Genomic DNA, 14,065 nt, shown 5'->3' with positions numbered 1-14,065 from the left:
GGAAGATATTTGGCATAGGCGCCATCACGCCGCTTGACGCCGGTCGCCACTTGCCCCACTTCTGGGCGGTCGAATGTTTCCAAGGGTGGTTGCCTGGCGGTCTCGATGGCCGCGGTTTTCTCCCGTTAAGAACGTTTCGATGCCCGATGGCGCGTTGCTGTCGGGCAACGCCGAAGACAGGAGAACACCGTCATGGCGACTGGTACCGTCAAGTGGTTCGATTCCACCAAGGGCTATGGCTTCATCACCCCCGACGAGGGCGGACAGGACGCGTTCGTCCACATTTCCGCCGTCGAGCGCGCCGGCCTGGACACGCTGAAGGACGGTCAGCGCGTGTCCTATGACCTGGAGCGCGGCCGCAACGGCAAGATGGCTGCGTCGAACCTGCAGGCCGAGTAAGCCAGGCCGCGCTTCGGCGCACCTGACCCTCGCTTGAACGAAACGGGCGGTCCCTGAAGGGGCCGCCCGTTTTGCGTCGACGCACCGGATCATCCGGCTGAGGCTTTAATACCCTTCTATTACAGTGGGTGATTTCTGAGGCGTCCGGCTGTGGCAGGCGTTAATCTTTACAAGAGAAACGGACGAGGCGCCCCATGACCGCACCAGGCCAGCAATGGCTCCGCGACCATCTCCAGCCTCCCACGGCCGCTGGATGGGCGGACCTGTTTCCCAGCTACAGCCGCGCCGAGCGTATCGCCGACGCCGTGGTGCATGTTCTGGGCATTACCGCCGGCATCATCGCCAGTGCGTGGCTTCTGGCCGTCGCCGCCTTTCAAGCAGGCGGGATCGAGCTGGCGAGCCTTGCGGTCTACAGCCTGGGCCTGGTGGGGATGCTGACGGCCTCGGCGCTATACAACCTGTGGCCGCCGGGGCGGGTGAAGGAAATCCTTCAGCGCTGCGACCACGCCATGATCTACGTGATGATCGGCGGCAGCTACACGCCCTTCGTCGTCAACGTGCTGGACGGCGGCCTGGGCATGGTGCTGGCCGGCATCGTGTGGACGGGCGTGACCGCCGGGATCGTGCTCAAGGTGGGGTTCCCGCGCCGGATGGAACGCCTGGGCCTGGCGCTTTACCTGGCGCTGGGCTGGTGCATCGTCGTCGCCATCGAACCCCTGGCCGGCGCCCTGACGCCGCTGGGCCTGACGCTTCTGGTGCTGGGCGGGGTGCTGTACACCGTGGGCACCGGCCTGCACCTGCTGGAACGCCTGCCCTTCCACAACGTGGGCTGGCACGTCATGGTGCTGGCGGCCGCCGGCTGCCACTTCGCCGCCGTGGTCGTGGAGGTGATACCCGGGAGCGCCGTCGCCGGTTGACCTACTCCCCGATGTCCTCGTTCCAGACGTCCGGCCGCTCGGCGATGAAGCGGCTCATGAGGTCGGCACAGGCGGGGTCATCCACCACCGTCACCTCCACCCCGCGCGACCGCAGCAGATCCTCGTCGCCCATGAAGGTGCGGTTCTCGCCCACCACCACGCGCGGGATGCCGTAGAGCAGGATCGCGCCCGAGCACATGGGACATGGGCTGAGCGTGGTGTAGAGCGTGCTCTCGCGGTAGACCCTTGCCGGCAGACGTCCGGCGTTCTCCAGCGCGTCCATCTCGCCGTGCAGGGTCGCCGAACCCTTCTGGACCCGGCGGTTGTGGCCGCGCCCGATGATCCGGCCGTCGTGCACGATGACCGAGCCGATGGGGATGCCGCCCTCGTCGTATCCGGCCTGGGCTTCATCGAGCGCGGCTTGCAGGAAGGGGTCCATGGGCGGCGGCCTTTCGGTTGAACATCGCGGATGTTCCACAAGCGTGCCGCAGCCGCCGCGGCACCTCAAGGAAAAGCGCCGATAAGGCTGCGCTAGCCCCCGGGCATCACTTTCGGCTATAACCCTCTGCACCCCGCCGGCTCCGGTCATCGTCGAGCGGCGGGTCGTTCCGATTGGAGATGTGGAATTACATGAAGGTCAGCATCGACATGGGGCTGACGCGGGACAGCAAACCCGCGACGCTCGATCTCGAGGAGCTGCTCGCCACCCGCCTGCTGGTCCAGGGCAATTCCGGCTCCGGCAAATCCCACCTGCTGCGGCGCCTGGTGGAACAAAGCGCGCAGTGGGTGCAGCAGTGCCTGGTCGATCCCGAGGGCGACTATGTCACCCTGGCCGAAGAGTTCGGTCATGTGGTCGTCGACGCCGCCGAGCACAACGACGTCCAGATCGCCCAGATCGCCGCCCGCGTGCGCAAGCACCGGGTGTCGGTCGTGCTGAACCTGGAAAACCTGGAGGCGGAGTTCCAGCTGCGTCGCGCCGCGGCCTTCCTCAACGGCATGTTCGAGGCCGACCGCGACCACTGGTATCCCTGCCTCGTGGTCGTCGACGAAGCCCAGCTGTTCGCCCCCGTCGCCGGCGGCGAGGTCACCGACGAGGCCCGCAAGCAGTCGCTGGGCGCCATGACGAACCTGATGTGCCGCGGCCGCAAGCGCGGGCTGGCGGGTGTCATCGCCACGCAGCGCCTGGCAAAGCTGGCAAAGAACGTGGCGGCGGAGGCGTCCAACTTCCTCATGGGCCGCACCTTCCTCGACATCGACATGACACGCGCCGCCGACCTGCTGGGCATGGACCGGCGGCAGGCGGAGATGTTCCGCGACCTGGAGCGCGGCAACTTCATCGCGCTGGGCCCCGCCATGGCGCGCCGGCCCCTGCCCGTGCGCATCGGCGACGTGAAGACCGGCGGGCGCGGCGGCAGTCCGAAGCTCATGCCGCTGCCCGAAACCCCGCCCGAGGACGCGCTGGACCTCATCATGACGCCGGGCGAGAACGAGCCGCCGCCGCAGCCCGCCCGCAAGATCCGTCCGCTGCCGCCGCAGACGGCCACCAACGACGTGCTCACCCAGCTTGCCGCCGCCCGGCCGCCCGAGCCTGAGCCGGAGGAAGAAGACGGCGCGCCCGTCGATCCGGCGGTCACGATCGAGCGGATCATGCGCGAGGTCATTGCCGACCCGGACGCGGCTTTTCGTTCTACCGCAGTGCTTTACCAGGATTTCCTCGTGCGCTGCCGCATGAAGCGCATCAACGGCCGTCAGCTTGACCTGGCCGCCTTCAAGCGCAAGCTGGCGACGGCGCGGGCCGGTGTGTCCATCGAGGCCGAACATTCCGAGGACTGGGACAAGGCGCAGTCCGTCGCCGACCGCCTGCCCGAAGACCTGCAGCCCCTGTTCCTGCTGCTGGCCCGCGCGGCCATGGACCAGACGCCGTGCCCCTCGGACACGGAAATCGCCCGCGCCCGCAACAGCCGCAGTCCGCGCCGCGCCCGGGGCCTGCTGGAATACCTGGAAAGCCGTGGCGTCATCACCCAGCGCGAGGACGCGGGGGGCCTGCGCGTCATCGCCCTGCCCGACCTTGCGTGGGAAACCGCTCCCGGCGACCCGCGCGCCGGCGAGGAAGCCCCCGGCGGCGGCCAGTCGGACCTGTTCGGCACTTAGCCCTCTCACGCAGGTGTGAGTCGCGGTCGAGGCCCCGGGCGTACCATATGGACGGCAGAGCCCCTCGAACCAGAGAGAGGAGTCCGCTTATGCGACGCCTGCTCACCGCGACCCTGCTTGCCGGCAGCACGCTGGCCGCTCCCGCCCTCGCCCAGGACCAGGGCAACACCGCAACCGCCGTTTTCGCCGGCGGGTGCTTCTGGTGCATGGAACCGCCCTACGACGACATGACGGGCGTGCAGGCCACGATTTCCGGCTATGCCGGCGGCTCGACGCCCAACCCGACCTACGAGGAGGTGACCGCCGGCGGCACCGGCCATGCCGAAGCCGTGAAGGTGGTCTACGATCCCTCTGAAGTCAGCTATGAGGAATTGCTGCGAACCTATTGGCGCAACGTCGATCCCTTCGACGGCGGCGGCCAGTTCTGCGACCGCGGCCCCTCCTACCGGCCGGCCATCTTTCCGCAAACACAGGACCAGCGCGAGGCCGCCGAGGCGTCGAAGAACGCGGTCGCCGAACAGCTCGGCCGCGAGGTGGCGGTAACGATCGAGACGGCCCCGGCCTTCTACCGAGCCGAGGATTACCACCAGAACTACTACGAAAAGAACCCGATCCAGTACAGGTTCTACCGCTGGACCTGCGGCCGCGACGATCGCCTGGACGAAGTTTGGGAAGACGTGCCCCGCCTCGCCCTGGCAGAATAGCCGCCCCTTCAAATGCGGGAGTGCGCCATGCCGCCGGTCGAGATCACCTTCGTCTCCGATTACGTCTGCCCCTGGTGCTGGCTCGGGCGCGCCCGGCTCAACCGGGCGCTGGAGCGCATGAAGGCCGATAGCGCGTTGCCCGCCGAAGGCGTCGTCGTCCGCCACTGGCCGTTCGAGCTGAACCCGGACATGCCGGCCGAGGGCATGGACCGCCGCGCCTACCGCACCGCCAAGTTCGGCTCGTGGGAGGCCTCGCAGGCCCTGGACGCGCGCATCCTGGAGCAGGCGGAGGCCGACGGGGTGCCCTTCGCCTTCGACCGCATCACCCGGACCCCCAGCACCAAGGCCGCGCACCGCCTGACCCTGCTGGTCCAGCACTACCACCCGCAGGCGGTGGAACGCTTCGTCGACGGCGTCTTCAAGGCCTACTTCGTCCACGGCCGCGACATCGGCGATGTCGGCGTGCTCGGCCAGTTGCTGCTGGACGCCCGGCTGGACCAGGGCGCGCTGCTCGACCGCCTCCGGGCCGGACAGGCCACCGAGCCGGTGGAGGCGCTTGAGGCGCGCGTGCGGACCGCGGGCATCGCGGGCGTGCCCGTCTTCGCCATCGGCGACCGCCGTCTTGACGGCGCCCAGCCCGTCGACGTTCTGGTCGAGGCCCTAAGGGCGGCGATCCCGGCGGATACAACCGTTCCCTGAAAGAGCACCGAAGACCCCTACTCCGCCCTGCCCGAAAGGCGTATGATATCTGGACGAAGATCCAGCGGCGGAGGTGGAGCGCACCATGTTCGGTTTCGGCAAGCGGGGTCCCGCCTCCGACGCGGATGCACGGAAGCAGGCCATCGAGCGGGCCAAGGAGGCCTGCCTCAAGGAACTGCGGGACATGCACGAGGCCACGCCCGACGCGGCGGAGCGCCTGCACAAGCGCCTGAAGGACCGCTGCGGCAGCGACAAGTCCCTGCCCTTCGACTTCAAGCGCGCCCTGCTGGAAAAGGCCCGCACCTACGAGTGCAATGCCAACATGCGGGAAACCGACCGCCTGCTGCACGAGGCCAACCGCCTGGCCGCCGAGGAGCACATGACGGAACGTGCCAAGAAGCTGGGGGCAGCGCGGCGGCACTTCTCCAAGGCCTGCACGCTCGGCGCCGACGAGGATTTCCGCAAGGCCGCCCAGCGGGCCATGGAAACCATCATGCTGACCGGCGGCGTGCACCACAAGGGACCGACCAAGGCCAAACCGGCCGACTTCGCGCCGAAGACGCCGAACCGGGCGAAGGCATGAGCGCCTGACGACGCTGAGCGCTCCACGAGTGCGCGGGGCCAGCCCCGCACCCCGGTGGAGGCGGCAGCCTCCACACCTCCACATTCTTTGAAACGGGATTATTCCGCCGACAGATCGTAGCGGTCGATTATCGCCGGGTGGCACACCTTGGCCTGGAGGGTGAGCAGCACCAGCTGCGCGTCCAGGCTGTCGCCGGATTCGATGGCCTCGGCGACGCGGGCGTCGGCATGGCGGGCGCTGACGGTGCCGTTGTTCTCGGTGAACTCGTCCTCGCCCAGCATGCACCACGCCAGCAACTCGCCGGCGCGGTGGGTGCTTTCCGGCGAAACACCCTCGGGCGTTTCCTTCAGCAGGCGGACGACGGTGAACTTCACGGCATCGGGCACCAGCGCCTTGTGCAGGCCGTGGGCGCGCACGCCGTCCTCGATGAGCCGCACCTCTCGCGAGCGCCCGAACAGGCCGAACAGACTGACCATGATGGCGTCTCCCTCAGTAGTGCGGCGGCGGCTTGTCGTCCTGCGGCGACCGCGCCCACCCGCTTTCCAGATCGCCCATGCGCTCGGCCACCTGGCGCAGTTGCAGGGTCAGCCGGTCGATGGTCCGTTGTTGCTCGACCAGCACGTCCGACAACTCCTCCGCCATGCGCTCCTGATGCGCCAGGCGGATTTCCAGGTCGACAATGCGATCCTCGGGGGTGTCGGCGGGCATGGATGGGCTCCTCGGCATCTCGGCGCGGAAGTCTGCTCGGTGGCGCGGACGCGGTCAAGCCGCATGCACCACGGGCCGGCAAGCGCCTCTTGCCGGCTTCAGCACCCTGTGGAACTGGAAGAGAAATGGCGTCCCCTAGGGGATTCGAACCCCTGTTGCCGCCGTGAGAGGGCGGTGTCCTAGGCCTCTAGACGAAGGGGACGCAGGCGCGTGCGCGGTCTGCATCGCGTGTTCCCGAGGGCGCGCCGGAGAAGCGCCGAAGTGGCGTCCCCTAGGGGATTCGAACCCCTGTTGCCGCCGTGAGAGGGCGGTGTCCTAGGCCTCTAGACGAAGGGGACGTGGCCTCGGGAGGACCCGTATGTAAGGGATCGCCCGACCCCGTGCAAGCAAAAAATTCACCCTCTCGTCACATCCTCCACCACCAACGGAACCGGCGTGAAGGCGCCCGCCTCGGGCACCATTTTCCAGGCCGAAAGCGCCGCCTCTCCCGTCCCGGAGACGCCGCAGATCAGCCACAACAGCGCCGGCTCGTAGGCCTGGGCCAGATCGGTGGCCGAAGGCACGGCGGGGGCGTCGGGATGGCTGTGCCAGTGGCCGAGCAGGCGCTCGGGCGTACCACGCAGCGCCTTCATGAGGTCCAGGCGCACGCGCGGGTCGACCTCGAAGCGGTCGCGGCCGCGCAGCGCCACGTTGCGGCTCGGCACCACGCGCGTCACCCGCTCCCCCTGCCCCACCAGCAGGCCGCAGCCCTCGTCGGGGTAGGCGCTGCGGGCGGCGGCGCGGATGGATTCCGCCAGCGCGCCCGGCAGCACAATGCGCGGCGGCAGGGGCTCTCCGCCGCCGAACAGCCTGTCCCAGTCGCCGCTGCCCATGGCGGTCACCGGCCCGAGGCGGTGTCCGGGGCGTCGGCCTCGTCGGCACCGCCCAGGGTGATGGAGCCCAACCGTTCACCGTCGGTGGCGCGCAGGATCACCACGCGGTCGGGCCGGCCGCCGCCGCTCAGGCGCAGCAGGATGCGGTTCTCGCCAACCGTGGCGCCGGTGATCTCGGTGGCGGCAGGCTCGTCGAGCATGATGTCGCCGATGGGCTCCGCCGGCACGGCCCCCACCACGCCGCCGCCGGGCGCGGCCGGCGCGGGCGTGTCCAGCGGGGGCGCAACGCCGGGCGCCGTGGCCGGGCCGGCAATCGTCTCGCCCTCCTCCACATCCGGGCCGAACTGGGTCAACACGCCATAGATGACCAGGCCGACGCCGGCGACGATGAGGATGCCCATGACGACGACGAGCGCCTTCAATGCTTTCATGACGGATTTACCCTTGTGTCCTGGCGCGCGGATCGACTTCCGGTCCGCTGCGTTTGCGTTTGCGCCCGGCGCGGGCTATACGCGCGGGGCGAGTTTGATGAATGGGCCGCGATGATACAGCAACCGACCGATCCCGCCACTGTCGAGGACGACGACGACGCCCTCGCCCCGGACCTGGAGGCCGAACAGAGCCCCGGCGCCCTTCTCACGGCCGAGGCGGGGCCCGAGGCGGCAGGCCTGCGGCTCGACAAATGGCTGGCCGAGGCGCTGGGCGATCCCGGCCTGACACGGTCGCGCCTCAAGCAGCTTATCGACGAGGGGCGCGTCAGCCTGGACGGCCGCACGCTTACCGCCGCCGATGCCTCGCGCAAGGTCAGGGCTGGTCAGACCGCCGCCGTCACGGTGCCGCCGCCAGAGCCGGCCGTGCCGGAGCCGCAGGACATTCCCCTGTCCGTGGTGTTCGAGGACGCCCACCTGATCGTCGTCGACAAGCCGGCCGGCATGGTCGTCCACCCCGCCGCCGGCAACGCCGACGGCACGCTGGTCAACGCCCTGCTCCACCATTGCGGTGCCAGCCTGTCGGGGATCGGCGGCGTGCGCCGGCCGGGCATCGTCCACCGCATCGACAAGGACACCAGCGGCCTGCTGGTCGCGGCGAAGACCGACGCCGCCCACCAGGGTCTCGCCGCCCTGTTCGCGCGCCACGACATCGAACGCGTTTACACCGCCGTCGTGTGGGGCGTGCCCATGCCGCGCCGCGGCACCATCACCGGCAACATCGCCCGCTCCACCGCCAACCGGCAGAAGATGGCGGTGGTGAAAAGCGGCGGGAAGCCGGCGGTGACGCATTATCAGGTGGTCACGCCGCTGGCCGGCGACACGGCGCTGGTCACCTGCCGGCTGGAAACCGGGCGCACCCATCAAATCCGCGTCCACATGGCGACCCAGGGGCACCCGCTGGTCGGCGACCCGGTCTACGGCCGGTCGCGCAACGTCGGGCGCCGGGGCCTGAGCGAGGCGCAGGCGGCGGCGCTGAAAGGCTTCAAACGACAGGCACTTCACGCCGGAGTCCTGGGCTTCGTCCATCCGGTGACCGGCGCGGCGCTGCGGTTTGAAAGCGCCCTGCCGGCGGACATGGCCGATCTGGTGGCCGCCCTGCAAGAAGGCTGACGGCGCGGCCCTGCCTTACGCCTTGGCGTTGGCGCCGGCGGGCTCGGGCGCGCCGGGAGCGGACGGCTCTTCCGTCTCGGCCGCCGAGCCGATGTCGTCGTCGGCGCCTTCTGTCACCTCGGGGCCCCACTGCTCCACCAGCCTGCGCTGGTCGGCGCGCAGCTTGGCGATGCGGCGGCTGGAGGTCAGGCTGAGGAACGAGCCCACGAGCGTCGGCGTCACCGCGTACAGCAGCCAGCCGAAGCCGGCCGCGCCGTAGATCAGCATCAGGGCGAACACGTTCGACAGCGTGTCCAGCGCCATGGTGATGTCGTGGCGCTCGAACCACATGTTCAGAAGGTACGGCGAGACGCCGGCAAAGTTGAACCCGCCGACACAGATGAAACCGTAGCGGTAACTGCCGCGCTCCACCACATAGGCCACCACCGTCGGCAGCATGGCGAAGGCCAGCAGCACCACGGTCGGCAGGAACAGAATGACCAGCGGCACCCCCATGACCAGCATGCCGATGCCGTTCGCCACGCCGCCCTTGCGCTTGCTTGCGCGCTTCTTATTCTTCTTCGCCATACTGCGGCCCCTTCCCTAAAACAGCCGCACCAGCAGCAGCAGCAGGATCGTCAGAAGCCCGACGATCACCGAGCCCACCGCTGCCGCCTGGTGGCCCATGCGCGTGGCGTTTTCGTCGCGCGCCGCCTGTCCGGTTTCCAGCGCCGTGATCTGGCGCTTGGCCTGGGCGTATTCGGCCTTGGCGGTCTCGAATCCCTCGTGGTCCGAGCCGCGCTCCTCTGCATTGTCCAGCAGGTTGTAGAGTTCCGGCAGGCTGCCCTTGCGCACCACCCGCGGGATTTCCTTTTCCATGCGCTTGCGGCGCTCGCGGCTGTGGTAGCTGTTGACGACGGGCGTGACCAGTCCGCCCAGCCAACTGGTCAGCCCGAACAGGGCTTCCGGCCCCAGCCGCCATTGCAGCACCGCCAGCAGGCTCAGCATGCCCAGCGCCTGGCGCTCGGGTTCCGGGTCCTCCATGGCCTTCAGCTGCGGCGTCAGGTCCCGCTCGTAGCGCGAGGCGGTGAAGGCGGCGATGTGGCGATCCACGGGCCAGGTCTTTGTGTCGGCGCTCTTGCTGGCGTTTTCCAGCGCCGGCAACAGCTCCCGGATTTCGCTGACGTGCTCGGTCTCCACGAAGGAGCTGAGGCACGGCATGTTCTCGTTCTGCTCGTAGGCGATGCGCTCGATGCCGTAGCCCTTGTTCTTGTTGGCCAGGAAGATGCGCATGTCGCGGAAATTCTGCTCCGCCTGGGTGTGTTCCGGATTGTACACCGACTGGGCCTGCACCCAGTACTTCACCACGTCCCACGTCACCATGTCGGCGAAGGGCTTGACGTCGCCCTTGCGCATCATGGTCGACGCCAGCGCCGGGCCGAAGCCGTCCAGCGTGCAGCGGACGTTGCGGAAGCACAGCGGCGCCTCGGGGAAAAGCACCATGACGCACCGCGCGACCATCAGGTCGCCCTGGCCGCGCTTGTCGCCGGGCAGGGCCTCCACCACCTTGATGACGGTGCTCAGTTGGTCGGCGCGTTCGTTGTCCTCCAGGCCGCGGCGCAGCCAGACCTCCAGCCGGCCCTCCTTGATGATGCCGAGCGCCTTGTCCCAGTTCTTCATCAGGCCGTAGGCGGCGCCGCGAGCGGTGGCGAACTCGTTGTTCCCCACCTTGAAGGCGCGCTGTGCGCGCTTTTCCATGCGCGGCTGCAGCGGCGTCAGGCGGCGGCCGTTCAGCCACAGGTCCAGCTGCTCCAGCGTCCAGCGTTCGCGGCTGTCGTCATGCAGCAGCCCGCGCAGCGGTTCGATCATGGACAGGGGCACGCGGTTCTCGCCCGCCAGCGTGGCGTAGGAGCCCTGCTCCAGCCGCTGGCGCATGACCTCCTCCGGGTCGCGACCGCGCACCGGGTTGGTCCCCAGCATGAGGAACAAAAGCGTCACGCCCAGACTGAACATGTCGTCGGAATAGTGCCCGCTGCCCCGCCCCTCCGGCGTGCAGAGCGCGGTCTCGATGGGCTCGAACAGCGCCGGGTTGTCGTAGCCCGGCGGCGTGGTCAGGCAGTCGCCCAGCACCAGCCGGTCGCCCTTGGCGTCGAAGAAATAGACGTTGTCCGGCCGGATGGCACGATGCGTAACCGAGCGTGACCGCAGCTCGGCCAGCGCGTCGTGCAGCGGCTTGATGACCTTCTTGGCGAAGAACTGATCGGAAATGACGTCGATGGTGGCGTTGAGGTCCGCCATCACCTTGCCGCCGGCCGGCCGCTCGTAGATGGACGCGATGACCTTGCGGCCCTCGGGCGGCCAGTCGATCGTGCCGCCCTCGATGAACTGCAGCATGCCGGGGTTCTGCATGCCGCGCAGGGCCCGCATGACCGTGGTCCGCTGCAGCGTGTCGGCCCGCCCGATCAGGGCATAGAGCGCCCGCCCCGCGCCGCGCCGGTCCTGCACCTCGAAGGCCTTGGCGCTGGGCGTGTCCAGATCGGGGAGCGGCTTGTCGGGATGGATCTCGAAGCGGTCGCGCAGCTTGACCGGATCGGCGGACGCAGCACCGCCTCCGCCGCCCGTCTGGGGCGACCCCTTGCCCGCCTTGTCGGCCGCCTTGCCCTTCTCGGCGGACTTCTTGCCGCTGTCCGGGTCGGCGGCCTTGGCGGTGGCCTTGGCCGTTGCCGTGGCCGCCATGCCTCTCCCTCACCTCATCCGTTCCGGCCGGGTGCACCCGGCGATCGGAAGGGTAGCCTCGAAACCGATGGTTGGCAACGAGACGGATGAGGCCCCTCAGCCGAATGTCGCGAAAAATTGCGACATACCTACGCTGAAAGGCCTATGCCTTCCGGTCCTCAGCCCCGGAATGGATCGGTGACAAGGATGGTGTCCTCGCGCTCCGGGCTGGTGGAGAGCAGCGACACCGGCGCCTCGATCAGTTCCTCGATGCGGCGCACGTACTTGACGGCCGTGGCCGGCAGTTCGCCCCACGAGCGGGCGCCCTCGGTGCTCTCGCTCCAGCCTTCCATGCTCTCGTAGACGGGCTTGCAGCGTTCCTGCTGGGCGACGGCGGCCGGCAGGTGGTTCAGGCGCTTCCCGTCCAGTTCATAGCCGACGCAGACCTTCAGTTCCTCAAGGCCGTCCAGCACGTCCAGTTTGGTCAGCGCGATGCCGTCGATGCCGCCGGTCTTCACCGCCTGGCGCACCAGAACGGCGTCGAACCAGCCGCAGCGGCGCTTGCGGCCGGTGACGGTCCCGAATTCGCGGCCGCGCTCGCCGATCTTATTGCCGATGTCGTCGAACAGCTCGGTCGGAAACGGTCCGGCGCCGACTCGGGTGGTGTAGGCCTTGGTGATGCCCAGCACATAGCCGACACGCCCCGGCCCCATGCCCGATCCCGCCGCCGCCATGCCGGCGACCGTGTTGGACGAGGTGACGAAGGGATAGGTGCCGTGATCGACGTCCAGCATGGAGCCCTGCGCGCCCTCGAACAGGATGCGCTTGCCTTCCTTGTAGCGGTCGGCGAGCGTCAGCCACACGGGCTCGGCGTAGGGCAGCAGCTTGGGCGCCAGGGCGCGCAGTTCCTTGAGGATCGCCTCGCCGTCCAGCGGCTCCGACCCCAGGCCCTTGAGCAGGGCGTTGTGGTGGGCCAGCAGACGGTCGACCTTCATTTCCAGGGTCGCGTCGTCGGCCAGGTCGCAGACACGGATGGCGCGGCGGCCGACCTTGTCCTCATAGGCCGGGCCGATGCCGCGGCCGGTGGTGCCGATCTTGCCCTTGCCAGCCGCCTGCTCGCGTGCCTGGTCCAGGGTGGAGTGCAGCGGCAGGATCAGGCAGGCGTTCTCGGCGATGCGCAGGACGTCGGGCGTGATGGTGACGCCCTGGGCGCCCAGGCGCTCGATCTCTTCCATCAGCGCCCAGGGATTGATGACGACGCCGTTGCCGATGATCGACAGCGTGCCGCGCACCACGCCCGAGGGCAGCAGGCTCAGCTTGTAGGAGACGCCGTCGACGACCAGCGTATGGCCGGCGTTGTGACCGCCCTGGAACCGCACCACCACATCGGCGCGGGCCGCCAGCCAGTCGACCACCTTGCCCTTGCCCTCGTCGCCCCACTGCGACCCGACGACAACCACGTTCGTCATGTCTCTGATCCCGGTCGTTGATTGGTTAATGATACGATTTCAAGGCCTTGGAAGCCGGCCTTCATGCTCGTTCGAATGATGTCAGCCCACGGCCCGCGGTGCGCCTTCGACCATCGCGTGGTCGCAGTCCAGGCGCCTGGCCTCGGCCAGGGCATCCTCCACGGGCTCGAGCCCGGCGACGACGGTCCAACCCTCGTCCCGCAGGCGGATACGGTCGGCCAGCGGCGTCCCGGCGGGCACGAAAAGGCGCGGCCGCGCCTCCGGCTGGGGCGCCACGTCGAGCACCTTGTCGACGAACAGCGTCACGCCCACGGCAGGCTCCTGCGTCGACCCTGCCTCCTGCCCGGCCAGATACCGGCCGCCGCGGCCCAGTTCGCCGGGCGCGCCCTTGGCGAACAGCGAGAACGCGACGCCGGTGTGATATTCAAAGCCGCGGTTTTCCACCGCATCGACCGTCAGGCCGACATCCGGCAGGTCGGCCCGCACGCGGTCGAGAACCTGCGCCAGGCGGTCGCGCTCGGCCGCCGCGACCGGCGGCAGGTCCAGGGCGCGCAGGGCGTCCAATGCGGTGTCGGCGGAGCCGCAGGCCTTGAGCAGCGCCCCCAGGATGTCGGAGGCCGGGCCGCCCAGCGCGGCGACGGCGGCGGCGTCCTTCTGGTCCAGCGCCGTGCGCGCCTCGGCCCGCTGCTCGGCCGTGAGGTGGAGGGCGTCGCAAACGGCGGGCACCAGCGTCGGCAGGTTGAGGTCCACCGACAGGCCCGTGATGCCCAGCGCCGCCAGCGCAGAGGCGACGGTCACCACGACCTCGGCATCGGCGGCGGGGCTGTCGACGCCAATCAACTCAATGCCGCACTGGCTGAACTGGCGTTCCGGGTGAAGCTGGCTGCCGCGCACGCGCAGGATCTGTCCCGCATAGGACAGGCGCAGCGGACGCGGGGCGTTCTTCAGGCGCGTGGTGGCGATGCGGGCGACCTGGATGGTGATGTCGGCGCGCAGGCCCAGCATGCGCTGGGACATGGGGTCCATCACCCGGAAGGTCTGCATGGCGGTCGCCGCACCCGTACCGGCGAGCAGGTTTTCCTCGAATTCAATCAGCGGCGGCTTGACGCGCTCGAACCCGAAGCCGGCAAAATGCGACACCAGACGATCCACCACCGACGCCTCGAAGGCGGCCGCGGGCGGCAGAAGGTCGCGCAGGCCCGCCGGAAGCAGGGCCTTGGTGTCGGTATCGGTCATCGCGCGTGAACGTCCCGTATTCGCCTGAAGAG

The 14,065-nt window shown here is 69.0% G+C and carries 16 protein-coding genes and 2 tRNA genes; 7 read left to right on the top strand and 11 right to left on the bottom strand.

The annotated features are described in order from the left end of the window. Positions 1–192: 192 nt before the first annotated feature. Positions 193–399 (top strand): cold-shock protein, encoded by a 207-nt coding sequence (locus tag C882_RS06960; protein ID WP_009539869.1) that lies wholly within the window; start codon positions 193–195, stop codon positions 397–399. A gap of 194 nt (positions 400–593) precedes the next feature. Then, entirely contained in the window at positions 594–1,316 is a 723-nt protein-coding gene (trhA, locus tag C882_RS06955; protein WP_009539868.1) for a PAQR family membrane homeostasis protein TrhA, read from the top strand. Position 1,317: 1 nt separating this feature from the next. Here trhA and C882_RS06950 read toward each other — a convergent pair whose 3' ends face one another. Beyond that, entirely contained in the window at positions 1,318–1,755 is a 438-nt protein-coding gene (locus C882_RS06950; RefSeq protein WP_009539867.1) for a nucleoside deaminase, read from the bottom strand. Positions 1,756–1,946: 191 nt separating this feature from the next. On the opposite strand from C882_RS06950, the gene C882_RS06945 reads away from it, so the two are divergent. From C882_RS06945 to C882_RS06930, 4 genes are all read left to right on the top strand, one after another. Then, positions 1,947–3,467 carry an ATP-binding protein gene (locus C882_RS06945; RefSeq protein ID WP_009539866.1) on the top strand — a complete coding sequence of 507 codons (1,521 nt, stop codon included), beginning with the start codon at positions 1,947–1,949 and terminating at the stop codon, positions 3,465–3,467. 89 nt (positions 3,468–3,556) lie between these two features. Next, positions 3,557–4,171, top strand: a complete 615-nt coding sequence (gene msrA, locus C882_RS06940) for a peptide-methionine (S)-S-oxide reductase MsrA (RefSeq protein WP_009539865.1) — start codon at positions 3,557–3,559, stop codon at positions 4,169–4,171. Positions 4,172–4,198: 27 nt separating this feature from the next. Continuing rightward, the gene (locus C882_RS06935) at positions 4,199–4,870 is read left to right on the top strand and encodes a DsbA family oxidoreductase (RefSeq protein ID WP_009539864.1); all 672 of its coding nucleotides are present in this window, start codon (positions 4,199–4,201) and stop codon (positions 4,868–4,870) included. Positions 4,871–4,955: 85 nt separating this feature from the next. Next, positions 4,956–5,453, top strand: a complete 498-nt coding sequence (locus tag C882_RS06930; RefSeq protein WP_009539863.1) for a hypothetical protein — start codon at positions 4,956–4,958, stop codon at positions 5,451–5,453. A 98-nt stretch (positions 5,454–5,551) separates the two neighbouring features. Here the strand turns inward: C882_RS06930 and C882_RS06925 are convergent, their stop codons facing one another. From C882_RS06925 to C882_RS06900, 6 genes are all read right to left on the bottom strand, one after another. Further along, the gene (locus C882_RS06925) at positions 5,552–5,929 is read right to left on the bottom strand and encodes a hypothetical protein (RefSeq protein ID WP_009539862.1); all 378 of its coding nucleotides are present in this window, start codon (positions 5,927–5,929) and stop codon (positions 5,552–5,554) included. A gap of 13 nt (positions 5,930–5,942) precedes the next feature. Next, entirely contained in the window at positions 5,943–6,161 is a 219-nt protein-coding gene (locus tag C882_RS06920) for a SlyX family protein (RefSeq protein ID WP_009539861.1), read from the bottom strand. Positions 6,162–6,287: 126 nt separating this feature from the next. Then, positions 6,288–6,363, bottom strand: a tRNA-Glu gene (locus tag C882_RS06915). Positions 6,364–6,423: 60 nt separating this feature from the next. Continuing rightward, a tRNA-Glu gene (locus C882_RS06910) sits at positions 6,424–6,499 on the bottom strand. Between the two features lie 57 nt (positions 6,500–6,556). Beyond that, a complete protein-coding gene (locus C882_RS06905; RefSeq protein WP_083875741.1) occupies positions 6,557–7,033 on the bottom strand; it encodes a Mov34/MPN/PAD-1 family protein in 477 nt (158 codons plus the stop codon). A gap of 5 nt (positions 7,034–7,038) precedes the next feature. Continuing rightward, entirely contained in the window at positions 7,039–7,464 is a 426-nt protein-coding gene (locus C882_RS06900; RefSeq protein ID WP_009539859.1) for a hypothetical protein, read from the bottom strand. A 111-nt stretch (positions 7,465–7,575) separates the two neighbouring features. On the opposite strand from C882_RS06900, the gene C882_RS06895 reads away from it, so the two are divergent. Next, on the top strand, positions 7,576–8,634 hold the full coding sequence (locus C882_RS06895) for an RluA family pseudouridine synthase (protein ID WP_009539858.1): 1,059 nt from the start codon (positions 7,576–7,578) through the stop codon (positions 8,632–8,634). A gap of 15 nt (positions 8,635–8,649) precedes the next feature. Here the strand turns inward: C882_RS06895 and C882_RS06890 are convergent, their stop codons facing one another. The 4 genes from C882_RS06890 to C882_RS06875 all read right to left on the bottom strand — a co-directional run bounded on the left by C882_RS06890 (position 8,650) and on the right by C882_RS06875 (position 14,033). Further along, the gene (locus C882_RS06890) at positions 8,650–9,201 is read right to left on the bottom strand and encodes a hypothetical protein (protein WP_009539857.1); all 552 of its coding nucleotides are present in this window, start codon (positions 9,199–9,201) and stop codon (positions 8,650–8,652) included. Between the two features lie 15 nt (positions 9,202–9,216). After that, complete coding sequence (locus C882_RS24970) at positions 9,217–11,349, bottom strand: protein kinase family protein (RefSeq protein WP_009539856.1); 2,133 nt, start codon at positions 11,347–11,349, stop codon at positions 9,217–9,219. Positions 11,350–11,507: 158 nt separating this feature from the next. Next, on the bottom strand, positions 11,508–12,797 hold the full coding sequence (locus tag C882_RS06880) for an adenylosuccinate synthase (protein WP_009539855.1): 1,290 nt from the start codon (positions 12,795–12,797) through the stop codon (positions 11,508–11,510). A gap of 81 nt (positions 12,798–12,878) precedes the next feature. Then, the gene (locus C882_RS06875; protein ID WP_009539854.1) at positions 12,879–14,033 is read right to left on the bottom strand and encodes an ATP phosphoribosyltransferase regulatory subunit; all 1,155 of its coding nucleotides are present in this window, start codon (positions 14,031–14,033) and stop codon (positions 12,879–12,881) included. Positions 14,034–14,065 lie beyond the last annotated feature (32 nt).

The organism is Caenispirillum salinarum AK4, from assembly GCF_000315795.1.
Taxonomy (GTDB): domain Bacteria; phylum Pseudomonadota; class Alphaproteobacteria; order Rhodospirillales; family Rhodospirillaceae; genus Caenispirillum; species Caenispirillum salinarum.
The sequence above is the reverse complement of the archived record's forward strand: the minus strand, read 5'-3'. Positions and strand labels throughout refer to the sequence as shown.